The following is a 17,300-nucleotide window of genomic DNA, read 5'->3' as shown; positions in this document are numbered from 1 at the left end:
CGGAAATTTCGGTCGCGGCAGCGCAGACACCGGGCCATCATGACGTCGTGATTCACGGACGCGATGGCTGGGCAGGTGTTGCCGCACCGCGCGGGCCGTGAAGCGGCCCGTATGGGCCACCGACGAGAGGCAGAGGAAGATGGTCTACAGCAAGCCAGAGACGGCGGGTACCCCGACGTGTTGTCACGCGGCCAGCTAGTGCGTGTTCCCCGGTTGCGTCGACGCTTGATGTGAGGCTGTTTCCCATGTTCGATCCGGTCATAGCGCCCAGCGGCACGCTGCTCGGCCTGCTCCAGCGGGGCCGCGGCGACGGCACACTGCACGCGCTCACCGCCCCCCGCGCCGAGGCGCTCGCGGCACTGAACCACTGCGTGCTGCACGACCCCCGCCACGACTGGCAGGTGGAGAACCGCTCCCTGTACTACGCCCGGCTCCTGCTCGACCTCGGCGGCGAGCTGGACGCGATCGAGGCGCACCTGTTCGACCCCGAGGACGCCCTGGACACCGAGGAGTCCCGCACCGGACTCGCCCTCGCCGTCCTCGGGCACCTCGCCTCCTACGGCCGCCGTGACGCGCTCGCCCTGCTGCGCCGGTACGCCGCCACCGGCACCAACTGGGCGTGGGCCCTGGACGAGCTGGCGCTGCGGGACGACGACGCGGGCCTGCGCGCCCTGGCCGCGCCCGTCCTCGCCCGCTTCTCCGCCGACGCCGAGGGCGAGGCCGCGCTGGCCGCCGCCGTCCGCGACGCCTTCGAGCCCCGGCCCTGGCGGCTGTGGGCCGAGGATCCCCGCCCGGCGATCGCCGGACGGGTGCGCGCCGCCCACGAGACGGGCTGTTTCGACCGCTGGCAGCGGCAGCTGAGCCCCACCGGACCCCGGCCGGGCTGGAGCGTACGCGCCGTGTTCGAGTGGGCCCAGCAGGGCGCCGAACGCGGCGCGGCCCTCCATGTCCCCGCCGCCCGCTGTCTGGCCGCCGTGGCGGGCCCCGACGACCGGCCCGAGATCCTCCGGGCCGCCCGGCAGGGCACCGACGGCGCCCGCTGCACCGCCCTGCGCTACCTCGCCGACGGCAACGACCCCGACACCCTCGCCCTCATCGAGGCGGCCGTGTCCGACGGCACACCCGCCGTCGTCGAGGCCGCCGTCGACGCCTTCGAACGCATGCGCAGCGTCGCCGCGGTCGACCGGGCGCGCGCCTGGGCCGGCCGCCCCGACCCGCTGGGCGCCGCCGCCGGACGCATGCTCGCCTGCCGGGGCGGAGCCGGCGACCGCGACCTCGTCCTGGCCGCCCTGCGCGAGGCGGTACGCGGCGAAGGGCCCGACGCGCCCACCCTGTGGACCCTGGTGGACGGCGCCGGACGGCTCGGCATCGCCTGCGCGGCCCCCGTGCTGCGGCACGTCTACCGCGAGACCGCCTCCTCCCATCTGCGCGGCCGCGCGGCCCGCGCCCTCGCCGCGACCGACCCCTCCTTCCCCGCCGGGTTCGCCGTCGAATGCCTGTGGGACTGCGAGGAGAGCACCCGCGAGGTGGCCGCGCGGAACGCCGAGACCGCCGACCTGCGCGTCGTCGAGCAACTGCGCAGGCTCGCCGCCGACCCGGCCGAGGAGGCCGAGGTCCAGACCGCCGTACGCAGCAGGATCGAGCCCGACGTCGCCACGGGGTGAGCGGCCCGCGGGGGCCCGGCGCGACCGGCCGGAGCCCCCGGACCGGGTCCGGCCGGGGCGCCCGGAGCAGGCGCGGCGCACCGCCGCCCGGAGGCGCCGTCCAACGCTCACGGGACGTTCCCCGGCCGGACAGATCGACGTCGACGCGTCCACGTCCGGCCCGGCGACAACCCGGGTATGCGTGTCGTCATCGTCACCGAGTCCTACCCGCCCGATGTGAACGGCGTGGCCCACTGCGCCCACCAGACCGCCCGCCACCTCGCCGAACGCGGCCACGACCCGCTGGTCGTGGCCCCGGCCGCCGCTCCGGGCGGTCCCGGCCCGACCGGGGAGTGCCCCGGCGTCCGCACCGTCCGGATCCCTTCCCTGCCGCTCCCGGGCTACCCCCAGGTCCGTGTCGCCCTGCCCAGCCGACGGGTCGCGGCGGCGCTCACCGCGCACCGCGCCGACCTGGTGCATCTGGCCGGGCCCTTCGTGCTCGGCGCGCGGGGCATGGCCGCCGCCGCCCGCCTCGGCATCCCGGCCGTCGCCGTCTACCAGACCGACCTCGCCGGATACGCCCGCACCTACGTGGGCACCGGCGAGGCCGCCGCCTGGCGGCGGCTGCGCGCCGTCCACTCGGCCGCCGACCGCACCCTCGCCCCCTCCGGCGCGGCCGTGCGCGACCTGCGCGCCCACGGCGTGCCCCGCGTCCGGCTCTGGCCGCGCGGCGTCGACACCGTCCGCTTCCACCCCGCCCACCGGGACGGGGCCCTGCGCCGTGCGCTCGCCCCGCACGGCGAACTGATCGTCGGCTACGTCGGGCGGCTCGCCCCCGAGAAGCGGATCGGGCTCCTCTCGGAGGTCTGCCGCCTGGCCGGGGTCCGGGTGGTGGTCGTGGGGGACGGGCCCAGCAGGCCGCACCTGGCCGGAGCCCTGCCGGGAGCCCTCTTCACCGGCCCCCGCACCGGCCCGGAGCTCGCCCGGTACTTCGCCTCGCTGGACGTCTTCGTGCACACCGGCCCGTTCGAGACGTTCTGCCAGACCGTGCAGGAGGCCATGGCCAGCGGGGTACCGGTGGTGGCGCCCGCCGCCGGCGGCCCCCTCGACCTCGTCGCCCACGGCAGCACCGGGCTGCTCGTCCCGCCGGGCGACGCCGCGGCCGTGCGCGACGCGGTCCGCGCGCTGGCCGCCTCGCCCGCCCGGCGCGCCGCGTACGGGGCGGCCGGCCGCGCGGCCGTCGAGGGCCGCACCTGGACCGCCGTCGGCGACCGGCTCATCGGCCACTACGAGGACGTGCTCGCGGCCCGGCGCACGGCGGTGGCGGCGTGAGCGCCGGGCCGCTGCGCATCGTCCGGCTCGCGAACTTCGTCACCCCGGCCTCCGGCGGACTGCGCACCGCGCTGCGCGAACTCGGCAAGGGCTACCGGGCGGCCGGTCACGAACCGGTCCTGATCGTGCCCGCCGACCGGCACACCGACCGGGAGACCGCACAGGGCCGCGTGATCACCCTGCCCGGACCGCCGCTGCCCGGCACCGGCGGCTACCGCGTGCTCACCGACCGCCGGCGGCTGGCCGCCCTCCTGGAGGAACTGGCCCCCGGCCGCCTGGAGGTCTGCGACCGCACGACCCTGCGCTGGACCGGCCGATGGGCGCGGCGGGCCCGGATCCCGGCCGTCATGGTCTCCCACGAGAGCGCCGACGGGGTGCTGCGCACCTGGGGCCTGCCCGAGCACCTGGCCCGGCGCACCGCCGACGCCGTCAACACCCGTACCGCGCACGCCTACGCGCGGGTCGTGTGCACCACCGGGTTCGCCGAGCGCGAGTTCCGCCGGATCGGCGCGCGCAACGTCGTCCGCGCCCCCCTCGGGGTGGACCTGGCGGAACGGCATCCCGGGCGGTACGACGCGGGGCTGCGCGCCCGGCACGCGCGCGGGGACGAGGCGCTGCTGCTGATGTGCTCCCGGCTGTCGGTGGAGAAGCGGCCGGGCATCGCGCTGGACGCCCTCCAGGCACTGCGGCGGCGCGGAGTGCGGGCGGTGCTGGTGATCGCCGGGGACGGCCCGCTGCGCGGCCGCCTGGAACACCGCGCGCGTGCGCGTGGCCTGCCGGTCGTCCTCCTCGGGCACGTCGGTGACCGGGAGCTGCTGAGCGCGCTCCAGGCGTCCGCCGACGTGTGCCTGGCCCCCGGACCCGCCGAGACGTTCGGGCTGGCCGCCCTGGAGGCGCTGGCCTGCGGCACTCCGGTGGTCGCGAGCGCGTCCTCCGCGCTGTCCGAGGTGATCGGCGCGGCCGGGGCCACGGCGGCCGACCACGGCGAGGCGTTCGCCGACGCGGTGGAGTCCCTGCTCGCGCTCGCCGGTCCCGAGCGGCGGGGGCGGGCACGCGCGCGTGCCGAGCGCTTCGGCTGGCCCGCCGCCGCTGCCGCCTTCCTCGCGGCCCACGACGCGCCGCCCGCGCCCGCGCTCGCCCGTGCGGCGCTCGCTCGTGAGACGCCGGATCGTGAGGTGCCCGATCGTTGAGCGATCCCGCAATACGCCTGTTGTCTCGTCCTCCTGTCTGCGATTGAATTCCGCGCATGGGAGACCAGCTGACGCCCTTGGCCGACGACCGCGCCCTGCTGGGCCGCACCAGCACCGCCGAGCGGGTCTCGGACATTCTCCGGAGCCGGATCGCCGAGGGCTTCTTCCCGCCCGGCACCCGGCTGTCGGAGGACGGCATCGGCGGCGCCCTCGGCGTCTCCCGCAACACCCTGCGGGAGGCGTTCCGGCTGCTCACCCATGAGCGGCTGCTCGTGCACGAGTTGAACCGCGGTGTCTTCGTCCGGGTGCTCACCGTCGAGGACGTCGAGGACATATACCGCACCCGGCGGCTGGTCGAGTGCGCCGTCGTCCGCGGCCTCGGCGAGCCGCCGTACGCCCTGGACGGCGTGGCCGCCGCCGTCGCCGAGGGCGCGCGGGCCGCGCGCGAGGCCGACTGGAAGACGCTCGGCACCGCCAACATCCACTTCCACCGGGAACTGGTCGCCCTCGCCGGCAGCGAGCGCACCGACGAGCTGATGCGCAGCGTCTTCGCCGAACTGCGCCTGGCCTTCCACGTCGTGGACGACCCGCAGCGGCTGCACGAGCCCTATCTCACCCGCAACCAGCACCTCCTGGACATCCTGCGCGGCGGCGACCGGCACGCGGCCGAGCAGGAGCTGGCGGTCTACCTCGACGACTCGCTGGACAAGGTCGTCGAGGTGTACCGGCGGCGGGTCGGCGCACCGGCGTAGCGCGGCGCACCGGTCACCGTCCCGGACTGCGGGCGCGGGCCGCGCGCCGGGGTGCGTCTGCGCCGTTTGGGACGATGTCAGACCGAGGACCTAGTCTGTGCACCGTGACTTCGCCTGCACCGACGGACAGCGTTCCGCCCCAGTTCAGCGCGGGGCCGCGCCCCGCACCGGGCCCGGCCGCCGACGAGGGACTGGCGCGGCGGCTGCGCGCGCTCGCCTGCACCGCGCCGCTGCACGACCTCGACACCCGCAAGGCGAATCTGGCGGGGGAGTACTCGGTGTACGGCATGGCGGAGGTCGCCCTCGCCGCCATCGACCTCGTCACGCTCAACATGGACTTCGACACCGGCGCCGACCACGACCAGATCGTCGCCCGGCTCGTCCCGCGCGTCGCCGCCCAGGCCCCGCGCCGCCCCGCCGCCGAGCACGAGCGGGTGGCCCGCTGGGTCCTGGAGAACCTGATCAACGTCGGCAGCGCCGACCGGGGCTTCCGCGCCGTCTACGGCACCTTCGCGCAGGACGGCAGCTACGTCCGCCGGGACTACGACTTCAAGCTGATCGAGGAGGTCCCCGGCCCCGGCGGCAGCGTCTATCTGCGCACCACGGACGAGGCGGTCAACGTCCTGGTCGGCGCGCTGGACACCGACGTCACCAGCGCCCAGATCGCCGCCGAGGTCAAGCTCGAGGTGCTCATCAGCCGCGGCCGGCTCGCCGACGCCCAGCTCGCCGCAGAACAGGCCCGCTACCGGACCGTGCAGTACTCCGAGACCCTGCGCCGCGCCCTCGACGCCACCCGGCGCAACGTCCGCGCGGTGGACTGGCTCAGCGCCGTGCCGGACATGATCGCCGAGGCCCTCGACCACGTCGCCGACCGCTACCGCCACGAGAACGCGATCCTGACCAACATCCGCAAGGCCCGCGACGAGACCGAGGAGCCCGAGCACAAGCGGCGCGCCGCCGAGCTCGTCGACATCGTCAAGGACTGCATCCGCCGCCACACCCAGCTCCAGTCCCGGCTGCTGGAGGCGGGTCCGCTCTTCCGCGCCGAGCAGGACCGGCAGGCGTTCGCCACCCCGCTGTCCACCTCCGGGACCGACCTCTACGGACATCTGCTCGCACCCACGCTCCCGTTGCCGCTGGAGGACGCCCTCCGCGTCACGGACGCCTTCTTCGCGCGCGGCACCGGACTGCGCACGCCGGTCTCCGTCCGCGTCGCCGACCTCGTCGACATCCTGCTCACCCCGCCCGTGGAGCGCGAGCACCTGGGCGCCGAGATGCCCGAGCCCGATCTGATCGCCACCCCGGACGACAGCCGGTTCAGCGAGGAGCAGCTCGCCGCCGCCATGGAACTGCTCGACCTGCCCGCCGACGCCCCGCGCCGCCTGTCCGGGCTGCTGGCCGAGGCCCGCCGCACGGACGCCGACCTGCCCTACCTGGTCGCGCTGCTGGCCGTGCACGCGGCCAGCCCGCCGGTCGGCACCGCCTACCGCCAGGGCGAGCAGCAGCTGCTCTTCGCCGTGGACGACGGCACCGCACTGGACGACCCCGAGTTCGGCGGCGCCGACCTCATCGTCGGGACGGCGCTGCTGGACGCCGCCGGAATGGCTGCGGACCGGACGGAAGCAGCATGAGCGCGCACGACGGCGACCACCGCGACCCCTGCGGCAACGGTGCCGCCAGTACCACCAGCGTCGCCGGTGCCGCCGGCGCCGACATCGACAAGGAGCCCCAGCCGTGAGCGAGCACGTCGAGTGGAGCGAGGCGGAGACCACCCCCGCCCCGCAGCCCTCCGGCGCCGTCACCCCCGCCGACGCCGCCGACGCGGCCCGGCTCGTCGCCTTCGGCCTGCAACCCAAGCTCCAGCCCGCCCGCGACCAGGAGTACGCCGACCTGCTCCGCCGCCACCGCGAGGACCCGGCCTTCGCCCGCCTCGCGGACGCCGTGGCCGCCGGACTCGGACTGGTCGTCCTGGAGGTGTCCCCGCGCGCGGGCATGGCGGTGACCGCCGCCGAGGACTCGGTGTTCGCCGTCCGCATGGGCGACTACGCCCGGCGGACCGCCGCCGACTCCGGCGACCGCTTCCTGCACGGCCTCGCCCACCTCGCCGTGGCCGCCCTCGCCTTCCCACGCCCCGAGGACCTGGCCGACGACGCCTACATCGGTCGGGTCACGGTCAACGGCGTCGACGCCTTCGTCCGCCAGGCCTGCCGCCGCCTGGAGGAGCGCGCCGAGGAACAGGGCGAGAACACCGACCCCGTCACCGACGCGCCCGGTCTGGAGGCCGCCTGGCGGATCTGGGCCCGGCGCAGCGCCACCGGCGCCACCAAGGACGCCCGCCGCCCCGCCGCCTCCACCACCGGCATCGTCGCCAAGGCGCTGGCGTTCCTCACCGACTCCGGGTTCCTCCAGCGCACCGGCGACGAGAGCGGCGGCACCTACCGCACCACCGCCCGCTACCAGCTCCAGGTACGCGACATGGCGGGCGCCGCCGCCCTGGCCGAACTGCTCGACCTCGGCGTCGTCCCGGTCACCGACGGCACGCCGAGCCTGCTGCCCGCCGAGGACACCGACGACCTGGAACTGGTGGCCGACGCCGGACTGCCCTTCCACAGCCCCGCCCAGCCATGAACCAGCACAGAACAAGCCCGCGCAGAACGCGCCGGTACTGAAACACGGCAGCCGACGCTGATCCGGCACCGGACCGGCGCCGCTCCCGCACCACCCCCCCCGAACTGCCAGAAGACTGACGAGAGTCCGCCATGTACGAGCTGTCCCGGGTCCGCCTCTACTCCATCGGTCCGGCCGGTGCGCGCTACGCCGACACCGTGCTCGACCTGCGAGGAGTGGGCGAGCCGGTGCCCGACCCCGCGCCCACGCAGGCGGAGTTCTTCGAGGACGAGCCGGTCGGCCCGCCGCGCCGCCCCGCCCCCGCGGGCGTGCTCTTCCTGGAGAACGGCGGTGGCAAGTCGGTCCTGCTCAAGCTGATCTTCTCCGTGATGCTGCCCGGCCACCGCAACACCCTGGGCGGCGCCAGCTCCGGCGTCCTGCGCAAGTTCCTGCTCGCCGACGACTGCGGGCACGTCGCGCTGGAGTGGCAGCACGTGCTGACCGGCGAGTGCGTCGTCGTCGGCAAGGTCAGCGAGTGGCGCGGCCGCCAGGTCTCCAACGACCCGCGCAAGTTCGCCGAGGCGTGGTACTCCTTCCGGCCCGGCCCCGGCCTCACCCTGGACAACCTCCCGGTCGCCGAGGCCACCTCCGTGCGCCCCTCCGCGGAGGGGACCTCCGGGGCCCAGGGCAGGCGCCGCACCATGAAGGGCTTCCGCGACGCCCTGACCGAGGCGGGCAAGGCGTACCCGCACCTGGAGGTCCACTGGGAGGAGATCCACGACCGCTGGATCGAGCACCTCGGCGACCTCGGCCTTGACCCCGAACTCTTCCGCTACCAGCGCGAGATGAACGCCGACGAGGGCGAGGCCGCCGGACTGTTCGCGGTGAAGAAGGACTCCGACTTCACCGACCTGCTGCTGCGCGCCGTCACCGACACCCGCGACACCGACGGACTCGCCGACCTCGTCAGCGGCTTCGGCAACAAGCTGGGCCGCCGCGCCGAACTCATCGCCGAACGCGACTTCACCGCGGGCTCGGTGGACCTCCTCGGCCGGATCGTCGACGCCGCCCAGGCCCGTAGCCGCGCGCGTGAGATCCACACCGGAGCCGAGCGCCGCACCCGCACCCTGGCCCGCCGGCTCTCCGCCCGCGCCGTCCGGGAGCGGCTGCGCGCCGCCGACCTCGCCCAGCGCGTCACCGCCGCCGCCTACGCCGTCACCCACCGCGAGGGCGCCCGCGAGCGCAGCGCGCTGATCGCCGCCGAACTCGCCTACCGGCACGCCTCGCTGGCCCTGGCCGCCGCCGAGAAGACCGCCGCGGCGCAGAAGCGTGAACTGGCCGACGCCCGCACCCTGCACTCCGCCTGGCAGGCCGCCGAGGCCGTGCTGCGCCACCGCGCCGCCGCCGACCGCGTCACCCGCGTCTCCGCCGCCATCCAGGAGGCCGAACGGGACGCGGCCCCCGCCCTGGCCGCCCGCGCCAAGGCCGCCGTCGACCTCGTACGGGCCCTGCACACGGCGGCGCAGAGCGCCGAGACCCTTGCCAACGAGGGCGAGGAGCGCTCCGCCCGGCTCCAGGAGACCGGCGAGGCGGCCCACCGCGACGCGACCGCCGCCGCCACCGAGGCGCAGCGCGCCCGCAGCGAGACCGGCCACCTGCGCCAGCGGCTCACCGAGGTCGAGCAGGAGACCGCCGAGGCCGTCCGCGCGGGCTGGCTCGACGACAGCGCCCCCGACGCCGACCCGGCCCGCGCCGCCCTCGCCGCCAGCGACGCCGAGAAGACCGCCGTGGCCGCCTGGGACGAGGCCCGCGAGGTCGCCCGCAGGACCACCGAACACGCCCGCGAGGCCGCCTCGGCGGAGTCCCGCGCGGAACTCACCGCCGCCCGCGCCGCCGACGCGGCGGCCGCCGCGGGGCGGGCCCACGACGCCGAACGGCGGACCGCCGAGGCCCTCGCCGCCGAGCCCCGCCTCGCCGAGCTGCTGAGCCTGCCCGCCGCCCCGCCCGTACGCGTCGGAGTCCCCGGCCCGCGCACCGGCCCCGACGACACGGCAGGAACGGCGGCCCCGGCCGCCCAGACGGGCGCCCCCGCCGCCGAGCCCCGTCACCCCGCCGACGGCCCCCTCGGCCCCGAGGACCTGGACCGCTGCGCCGACGACCTGCGCGCCCTGCTCGACGAGGCCGTCTCCACCGCCGAACGGCACCTGTTCGACCTGCGCACCGCCGCCGCCGACGACTCCCGGATCCTCGGCGCGCTCGGCGACGGCGGCCTGCTGCCGCCCGGCCCCGACGTCCTGGCCACCGTCGAGTTCCTCGGCGAGCACGGCATCCCGGCCCTGCCCGGCTGGCGCTACCTCGCCCAGGCCGTCGACCCCGCCGACCACGCGCGCGTCCTGGCCGCCCGGCCCGAACTGGTCGACGGCGTGATCATCACCGACCCGGACACCCACGCCCGCGCCCGCGACGCCCTCGCCGACGCCGCGCTGCTGCCCCGCTCCGCCGTCGCCGTCGGCACCGCCGCCGCTCTGCTCGCCCCCACCCCGGCCGCCGACGACACCGCCACCGGCGTCTTCCTGGTCCCGCCGAACCCCGCCATGCACGACGAACACGCCGCCGACGAGGAACGGCAGGCACTGCGCGCGCGGGCGACCGAACGGGACGAGGAGATCCGCGGGCTCGCCGCCAGGCTCGGCAAGGACCGCGAACTGGCCGCCCGGCTCGCCTCCTGGCGCACCGGCTGCCCCGCCGGGCGGCTGGCCGAACTGACCGCGGCGGCCGAGCAGGCCCGCGCCTTCGCCGAGGAGGCCGAGGCCGAGCTGGCCGAGGCACGGACCGTCCGCGCGGAGGCCGAGGAGAGCGCCGCCGAGGCCACCCGCGTGCGCGACGAGCGCCAGGAGAGCGCCCAGAAGGCCCGGCGCGCCGCCGACGCCCTCGCCGGACTCGCCTTCCGGCTGCGCGAACGCGCGGGCTGGCAGGCCAGACTCCGCGAACTGGCCGACGAGAGCGCCGAGGCGGAGGCCCGCGCCCAGAGCTGCCTGGACCGCGCCCGCGCCGCCGACGAGGACCGCCGGGCCGCCCAGCGCGCCGCCGACGACGCCCGCCGCACCGCCCGCGCGCTGCGCGCCGAGCGCTCCGAGATCGCCGGCGCCCCCGACGACGTGCCCGAGAGCGACGACGACACGCCGAAGGCGTCCCTGCCCGCGCTGCGCGAGGCGTACCGCGCCGCCTCCCAGGTGTACGAGAAGGTCGGCGTCGGCGCCGACCTGCGCGCCGAACAGGCCCGCGCCGAGAGCGACGAGAGCGCGGCCCGCGCCGAACTGGACCGGCTCAGCAACAAGGTCCGCACCCGCGCGGAACAGCTCCTCCAGTCACCCGACGGCTCCGACGGACCCTCCCGGCAGGCCGCCGCCGCCCGCGCGGAGGAACTGGTGCAGCTCCTGGAGACCCGCATGTCGTCCGCGAGCGAGCAGCTCGGGCGGCTGCGCGGCGAGGCCGAACGCCTCGCACCCGAGGACGGCGGGACCCACACCGAGCTGCCCGAGGACCTGCTCCCGCGCGACGCCGAGCACGCCCAGGCCCTGCTGCGCACCGCCACCGGCGAACTCGCCACGCACACCGGGGAACTGGCCGGGGCCCGCGAGGCCCACGGCGAGCTGCTGGAGTCCCACCGCGCCGCCGAGGACGCGGCCGGCGGCTTCGACGAGATCGCCGCCATGCTCCGCGACCTGCTGCGCGAGCCGAGCGGCGACGAGGAGCAGGAGGAGCCGGAGCCGTACCCGGGCAGCCCGGAGGAGGCCCGGCAGGCGGCGGCCGAGGCCCGCCGCTCGCTGCGCGGCTGCGCCGCCGACCTGTCCGCCGCCGAGTCCGCCGTGCGCGAGGCGAGCGACATCCTGGTCCGGCACGCCAACTCCACCCGCTACGAGCAGGTCCGCACCCCCGCCCGGCAGCAGATCCGCGAACTGCCCGCCGCCGCCCTGCCCGAGCACGCCCAGAAGTGGGCCGAGGCCTTCGCGCCCCGGCTGCGCGTCCTCACCGACGAACTGGCCCAGCTGGAGCGCAACCGCGACTCGATCGTGGACCGGCTGCGCGGCCTGGTGGAGTCGGCGCTGGCCACGCTCCGCTCCGCCCAGCGCCTGTCCCGCCTGCCGGAAGGGCTCGGCGAGTGGTCCGGGCAGGAGTTCCTGCGCATCCGCTTCGAGGAACCCGACCAGGCCACCCTCACCGAGCGGCTCGGCGAGGTCATCGACGAGGCGACCCGCGCCGCCGTGAAGAAGAACTCCGACCTGCGCCGCGACGGCATGTCCCTGCTGCTGCGCGGAGTGGCCGCCGCGCTCCGCCCCAAGGGCATCGCCGTGGAGATCCTCAAGCCGGACGCCGTGCTGCGCGCGGAGCGGGTCCCCGTCGGGCAGATGGGTGACGTCTTCTCCGGCGGCCAGCTGCTCACCGCGGCCATCGCCCTGTACTGCACGATGGCGGCGCTGCGCTCCAACGACCGGGGCCGCGACAAACACCGCCACGCGGGCACCCTGTTCCTGGACAATCCCATCGGCCGCGCCAACGCCACCTATCTGCTGGAGCTCCAGCGGGCCGTCTCGGACGCGCTCGGGGTGCAGCTCCTCTACACCACCGGCCTGTTCGACACGACCGCGCTCGCCGAGTTCCCGCTGGTGATCCGACTGCGCAACGACGCCGACCTGCGCGCCGGACTGAAGTACATCAGCGTGGAGGAGCATCTGCGGCCCGGTCTGCCCGAGCAGCCCACGGGCGACGAGGCGGCGCACAGCGAGATCACGGCGACGCGGATGTACCGCCGCCCGGCCTGACATGGCCTGACGGGCCTGACCGGCCGGGCCCGCGGCGCACCCCGGAGCACGGGAGCCTCCGGGGTGCGCCGCGGCCACCAGGGGTGCGGCACGGCCGCTAGGGGTGCGAGAGCCGTCCCGCGCCGCCCTGGCGGCGTATGCGCTCCTGGGCGCGCTCCGCGGCCCGTGCATCCCGCCGGGCGCGGCGCCGCTCGCGCCTGAGGGCCCGCGCGGTGCTGCTCGGCGTGGAGACGACGCCGTTGCGCTGCTTCCACACCTGGCGGGTCACCCAGACGTCCAGCGCGGCCCAGGTCGCCACGACCGTGCTGGCCACACCGCTGATGACCATGGGAAAGGCCAGCCAGGACCCGGCCAGCGTGCACAGGAACGCCACCACGGCCTGGATGAGGGTGAGCGCGATGATCAGCACCGCGCGCACGGCCGCCTCGCGCACCGGGTCCGGCATCCTGCGCCGCCGCGCGGGCTCCTCGATCCACAGCGGCTTGTACACCGGCCGCTGCTCCGGCCCGCCCTCGTACGCCGCGCCCGCTCGCCCGCCATGGCGGTGCCGCTCGCCCCGGGCCGCCGGAATGTCCCGATCGGATGCCTCCCAGGCCGCCCACCCCGCCCGTACCCCGCGCGCCGCAGCACTGTCGGCCGCTTCCGCGCGCCGCCCCGCCGTGCCCATCAACCCGTCACTCCCCACCGCCAGCAGACCGCTCGCCCCGGTGCCCGAAGAACCGGCTCCCCATTGGCTGCCCGGCTTGCGCTGTTCTACGCCGCACGGGTGCGGGCCGCGGCCCCAGTGGCCGATTCCGCCCCATGCCTCATGGAGTAGGACGAACGGCACGTCGTGAAGATTCCCGGAAAGGGAACGATCTCGGCCAACCGATCAGGGCGTCCGGCCTGTTCCGATGGCCTGTCAGTTTCGTGTTCCGGGCCGTCATCTCCCGCAATGCCCGGACAACTCGCCCTCTGGTGCCGCTGATGCGGACGTTCGCCCTCCGGCCGCCCCTTCGAGTTACCTGTGTGTCGGTAGTAGGCTCGCGCCGTTTGTTGACGCACATGTGTACCCCCTGACGGAGGGGGTCGAGCTGGGGGAGGCCATGCGCTTTCGCGGGAAGTCCATCCGCCGGAAGATCGTGGCGCTTCTTCTCGTGCCGCTGCTCTCCCTGACGGCCGTCTGGGCCTTCGCCACACTGATCACCGGACGGCAGGCCGGCCGGCTCTTCGACTCGTCGACCGTGGTGGAGAAGGTCGTCTACCCCACCGAGGACACGGTGCGCGTCCTCCAGCAGGAGCGCCGCCAGACCCTCGTCCATCTCGCCGACCCGCGCGCCGCCGACGGACTCGCCGCGCTGCGGCGCAGCCGGACCGCCACCGACCGCGCCGTCGGCGAACTCCGCCGGAACGCGAACGACGGCGACGTCCGCGGCGCGCTCGGCGCCGGTGACGACGGCCGGCTGACCGCCGTACTGGACGCCCTGGACGGACTCGACTCCCTGCGCCGCAGCGTCGAGGACGGCACCGTCCGCCGCGGCCAGGCCCTCGATCTCTACAACCGCCTGGTCGACCCCTGCTTCGGCCTGCTCGCCGGGCTCCGGGTCGTGGACGACGCCGAACTGGACAAGCAGTACCGCGCCCTGGTCGACCTCGACCGCGCCCGCGAACTCCTCTCCCGCGAGGACGCACTGCTCGGATCCTCCCTGGTCGTCGGCACCGTCACCCGCGACGAGGCCCGCGGCGTCTCGGCCCTCGTCGCCCAGCGGTCCCTGCTGTACGAGGTGAACCTGCCGCTGCTGCCCGCCGCCGAGCGGAGCCGCTACCAGAGCTTCTGGGTGAACGCCGCCTCCGCCCCGCTGCGCACGGCCGAACAGGCGGCCGCCGCCACCACGTCCGGCACGCCGCACGGGGTGAGCGCCAAGAGCTGGGACGACGCCGCGGCGAACGCGCTCGCCGACCTCGGCACCATCGGCGACCGCGCCGACGACCGCTTCGAGGACCGGGTCGGACCGGTCGCCATGAGCGTCATCCTCCAGGCCGCCGTCGCCGGTGTCCTCGGCCTGCTCGCGCTGCTCTTCTCGCTCTACCTCTCCGTGCGCATCGGCCGCGGACTCGTCCGCGACCTGCGCCAGTTGCGGCTGGAGGCCCATGAGGCGTCCGGCGTCCGCCTGCCCGGCGTGATGCGCCGGCTGTCGGCGGGCGAACAGGTCGACGTGGAGACCGAGGCGCCCCGCCTGGAGTACGACAAGAACGAGATCGGCGAGGTCGGCCAGGCCCTCAACACCCTCCAGCGGGCCGCGGTGGAAGCCGCCGTGAAGCAGGCCGAACTCCGCGCCGGTGTCTCCGAGGTCTTCGTCAACCTCGCCCGCCGCAGCCAGGTCCTGCTGCACAAGCAGCTCACCCTCCTGGACACCATGGAGCGCCGGACCGAGGACACCGAGGAACTCGCCGACCTGTTCCGCCTCGACCACCTGACCACCCGGATGCGCCGCCACGCCGAGGGCCTGGTGATCCTCTCCGGGGCGGCCCCGTCGCGGCAGTGGCGCAAGCCGGTGCAGCTGATGGACGTCGTCCGCGCCTCCGTCGCCGAGGTCGAGGACTACGAGCGCATCGAGGTCCGCAGGCTCCCCAAGGTCGCCCTCACCGGCCCCGCCGTCGCCGACCTCACGCACCTCGTCGCCGAACTCCTGGAGAACGCCACGGTGTTCTCCCCGCCGCACACCGCCGTGCAGGTCGTCGGGGAGCGGGTCGCCAACGGGTTCACCCTGGAGATCCACGACCGGGGCCTCGGCATGTCCGCCGAAGCGCTGCTGGACGCCAACCTGCGGCTCGCCGAGACCCCCGAGTTCGAACTGTCGGACACCGACCGGCTCGGGCTCTTCGTGATCAGCCGGCTCGCCCAGCGGCAGAACGTCCGCGTGTCCCTCCAGCCGTCGCCGTACGGCGGCACCACGGCGGTGGTCTTCATCCCGGACGCGCTGCTGACCGACGAGGTCCCCGACACCAACGGCATCGGCTTCCGCCTCGACCGGCCCGCCGCCAAGGCCGCCGACTCCGAGGAGAGCCGCCGGGCCGCCCTCTCCCAGAACCCCGTCCCGCTCCCCGGCCTGCCCGTGTCGCTGCTGGACGGACCGGTGGAACTGGAGGCGCCCGTCGACCTGGACGCCATCGCGGGGTTCGAGGAGTTCCCCGGCGCCCTCGGCGACGAGGACAGCGAGCGCGGCGGCCTGTTCCGGCCCCGGTCCGCGTCCCGGCCGCAGCCGAACGAGCCCGCCGCGCGCCGGGCGGACGGTCCCGGTGCGGGCACCGGCCCGCGCGGCACGGCGGACCGGGTACCCGGCGACGAGAGCCCGGACGGCCCGGTGCCGCTCACCCGGCGCCGGGCGCCCAAGCTGGTCAGCTCCCACGGCCGCCCGGTGACCGAGGCGCGGTCCCGCCGCGACGGCGCGGACCGGCAGGACACCGCGCGGACCGGCCGCACCGAGCCCGCTGCCGCCGCCGGACTGCCGACCCGCCGCCGCGGTGGCACACCGCCGCCGCGCACCACCGAGCCGGACCCCCGCGCCGGGCAGGACACTCCCCGGGCTCCGGCGGGCGCGAGCGGGGAGAGCGGGCGTCCTCCCGCCCTTCCCCAGCGCGCCCGCCGCGCCGCCCTCGCCCCCGGCGACCGGGACGGCACAGATGGCACGGACGGCACGGACTGCATCGAAGCCACGGCGGCCACACCGGTCGCACGGGCCACACAGGCCACACCGGTCAGGGCAGCCGCTGCGGACGCAGACGTCACAGCGGACGCCGCAGACACCGCGGACACCGCCCGGACCGCCACGGCGGGGCGGACCGCCGCGACCGGGCGGACCGGCGGGGGCCCGGACGGACCGCCCGCCGGCGCCGGGGCGCTGCCCCGCCGCGTCCGGCAGGCGAGCCTGGCCCCCCAGCTCAGACAGACTCCCGCGCCGCGCACCGGGCCCCGGGCCGAACCGGACGAACGGGACGCCGACGAGGTACGCGACCGGATGGCCGCGCTCCAGCGCGGCTGGCGGCGCGGCCGCGAGGAGAACGCCGTGGGTGACGACGCCCACGACGGCAGCACCGCACCACGAACGACTAAGGGGGACGGTCGATGACCGCACCGAAGGCGACCGGCCACACCGCCACCGGCAAGAAGGAACTGAACTGGCTCCTCGACGACCTCGTGGACCGGGTCGCGAGCATCCGCAAGGCCGTCGTGCTCTCCGGGGACGGCCTGGCGACCGGGGTGTCCAAGGACCTGACCCGCGAGGACAGCGAGCACCTGGCGGCCGTGGCCTCCGGCTTCCACAGCCTCGCCAAGGGCGTCGGCCGGCACTTCGAGGCGGGCAGCGTCCGGCAGACGCTCGTCGAACTGGACGACGCGTACCTGTTCGTGACCGCCGCGGGTGACGGCAGCTGTCTCGCGGTGCTCGCCGACGCGGACGCCGACATCGGCCAGGTCGCCTACGAGATGACCCTCCTGGTCAAGCGGGTCGGAGAGCACCTGGGCGCCGCCCCGCGCACCGACCTGCCGGCCGGCGGGTAGTGGGATGACATGAACGGAGACGGTCAGGCACCCAGCCACTGGTTCGACGACGAGGCCGGACCCGTGGTCCGCCCGTACGCCATGACGCGGGGCCGTACCAGCCACGCGGCACAGCACCGCCTCGACCTGATCGCGGTCGTCGTCACCGAACCCCACGTGGACGACGCGGAGGAGGACCACTCGCTCTCCCCGGAGCATGTGGACATCGTCGAGCTGTGCCGCCGCACCCCGCAGTCGGTCGCCGAACTCGCCGCGGAACTCGACCTCGCCATCGGCGTGGTGCGGGTCCTGATCGGAGACCTCGTGGACCAGGAGTACGTCCATGTGAGCCGGCCGGTGCCCCCGGCCGAGCTGCCGGACGAGAGTGTGCTGCGTGATGTGATCAACGGCCTGCGGGCGCTGTGAGCGTCCCG

The 17,300-nt window shown here is 75.8% G+C and carries 11 protein-coding genes; 10 read left to right on the top strand and 1 reads right to left on the bottom strand.

The window, feature by feature from the left end:
• The first annotated feature begins 245 nt into the window (after positions 1–245).
• The 7 genes from B086_RS0130040 (at position 246) to B086_RS0130005 (ending at position 12,347) form a co-directional block, all read left to right on the top strand.
• Entirely contained in the window at positions 246–1,664 is a 1,419-nt protein-coding gene (locus B086_RS0130040) for a hypothetical protein (RefSeq protein WP_018570141.1), read from the top strand.
• 177 nt (positions 1,665–1,841) lie between these two features.
• Positions 1,842–2,975 (top strand): glycosyltransferase family 4 protein, encoded by a 1,134-nt coding sequence (locus B086_RS0130035; RefSeq protein WP_018570140.1) that lies wholly within the window; start codon positions 1,842–1,844, stop codon positions 2,973–2,975.
• Entirely contained in the window at positions 2,972–4,165 is a 1,194-nt protein-coding gene (locus B086_RS0130030) for a glycosyltransferase (RefSeq protein ID WP_018570139.1), read from the top strand. The genes B086_RS0130035 and B086_RS0130030 overlap by 4 nt, the downstream gene beginning before the upstream one ends.
• 56 nt (positions 4,166–4,221) lie before the next feature.
• Positions 4,222–4,917 (top strand): GntR family transcriptional regulator, encoded by a 696-nt coding sequence (locus B086_RS0130025; RefSeq protein WP_018570138.1) that lies wholly within the window; start codon positions 4,222–4,224, stop codon positions 4,915–4,917.
• Between the two features lie 104 nt (positions 4,918–5,021).
• Complete coding sequence (locus B086_RS0130020) at positions 5,022–6,548, top strand: hypothetical protein (protein WP_018570137.1); 1,527 nt, start codon at positions 5,022–5,024, stop codon at positions 6,546–6,548.
• Positions 6,549–6,651: 103 nt separating this feature from the next.
• Positions 6,652–7,545, top strand: a complete 894-nt coding sequence (locus B086_RS0130010; protein ID WP_018570135.1) for a hypothetical protein — start codon at positions 6,652–6,654, stop codon at positions 7,543–7,545.
• Between the two features lie 131 nt (positions 7,546–7,676).
• Complete coding sequence (locus B086_RS0130005; protein WP_018570134.1) at positions 7,677–12,347, top strand: hypothetical protein; 4,671 nt, start codon at positions 7,677–7,679, stop codon at positions 12,345–12,347.
• Positions 12,348–12,444: 97 nt separating this feature from the next.
• Here B086_RS0130005 and B086_RS0130000 read toward each other — a convergent pair whose 3' ends face one another.
• Complete coding sequence (locus tag B086_RS0130000; protein ID WP_026252908.1) at positions 12,445–13,014, bottom strand: hypothetical protein; 570 nt, start codon at positions 13,012–13,014, stop codon at positions 12,445–12,447.
• Positions 13,015–13,432: 418 nt separating this feature from the next.
• Between B086_RS0130000 and B086_RS0129995 the strand changes: the two genes are divergently transcribed.
• From B086_RS0129995 to B086_RS0129985, 3 genes are read left to right on the top strand one after another with little or no spacing between them, the layout of a single operon-like run.
• Positions 13,433–16,456, top strand: a complete 3,024-nt coding sequence (locus tag B086_RS0129995) for a nitrate- and nitrite sensing domain-containing protein (RefSeq protein ID WP_026252907.1) — start codon at positions 13,433–13,435, stop codon at positions 16,454–16,456.
• On the top strand, positions 16,453–16,887 hold the full coding sequence (locus B086_RS0129990) for a roadblock/LC7 domain-containing protein (protein WP_018570131.1): 435 nt from the start codon (positions 16,453–16,455) through the stop codon (positions 16,885–16,887). The genes B086_RS0129995 and B086_RS0129990 overlap by 4 nt, the downstream gene beginning before the upstream one ends.
• Before the next feature lie 9 nt (positions 16,888–16,896).
• On the top strand, positions 16,897–17,292 hold the full coding sequence (locus tag B086_RS0129985) for a DUF742 domain-containing protein (RefSeq protein WP_018570130.1): 396 nt from the start codon (positions 16,897–16,899) through the stop codon (positions 17,290–17,292).
• The last annotated feature ends 8 nt before the right edge of the window (positions 17,293–17,300 follow it).

This window comes from Streptomyces sp. PsTaAH-124, assembly GCF_000373685.1.
Lineage (GTDB): Bacteria > Actinomycetota > Actinomycetes > Streptomycetales > Streptomycetaceae > Streptomyces > Streptomyces andamanensis.
This window is presented reverse-complemented; position numbering and strand designations above follow the sequence as displayed.

Excerpts from the sequence above, each read along its gene's own strand:
- B086_RS0129990 (WP_018570131.1), top strand. The coding sequence starts at position 16,453 with ATGACCGCACCGAAGGCGACCGGCCACACCGCCACCGGCAAGAAGGAA.
- B086_RS0130000 (WP_026252908.1), bottom strand. The coding sequence starts at position 13,014 with ATGGGCACGGCGGGGCGGCGCGCGGAAGCGGCCGACAGTGCTGCGGCG.
- B086_RS0130035 (WP_018570140.1), top strand. The coding sequence starts at position 1,842 with ATGCGTGTCGTCATCGTCACCGAGTCCTACCCGCCCGATGTGAACGGC.
- B086_RS0130025 (WP_018570138.1), top strand. The coding sequence starts at position 4,222 with ATGGGAGACCAGCTGACGCCCTTGGCCGACGACCGCGCCCTGCTGGGC.
- B086_RS0130005 (WP_018570134.1), top strand. The coding sequence starts at position 7,677 with ATGTACGAGCTGTCCCGGGTCCGCCTCTACTCCATCGGTCCGGCCGGT.
- B086_RS0129995 (WP_026252907.1), top strand. The coding sequence starts at position 13,433 with ATGCGCTTTCGCGGGAAGTCCATCCGCCGGAAGATCGTGGCGCTTCTT.
- B086_RS0129985 (WP_018570130.1), top strand. The coding sequence starts at position 16,897 with ATGAACGGAGACGGTCAGGCACCCAGCCACTGGTTCGACGACGAGGCC.
- B086_RS0130040 (WP_018570141.1), top strand. The coding sequence starts at position 246 with ATGTTCGATCCGGTCATAGCGCCCAGCGGCACGCTGCTCGGCCTGCTC.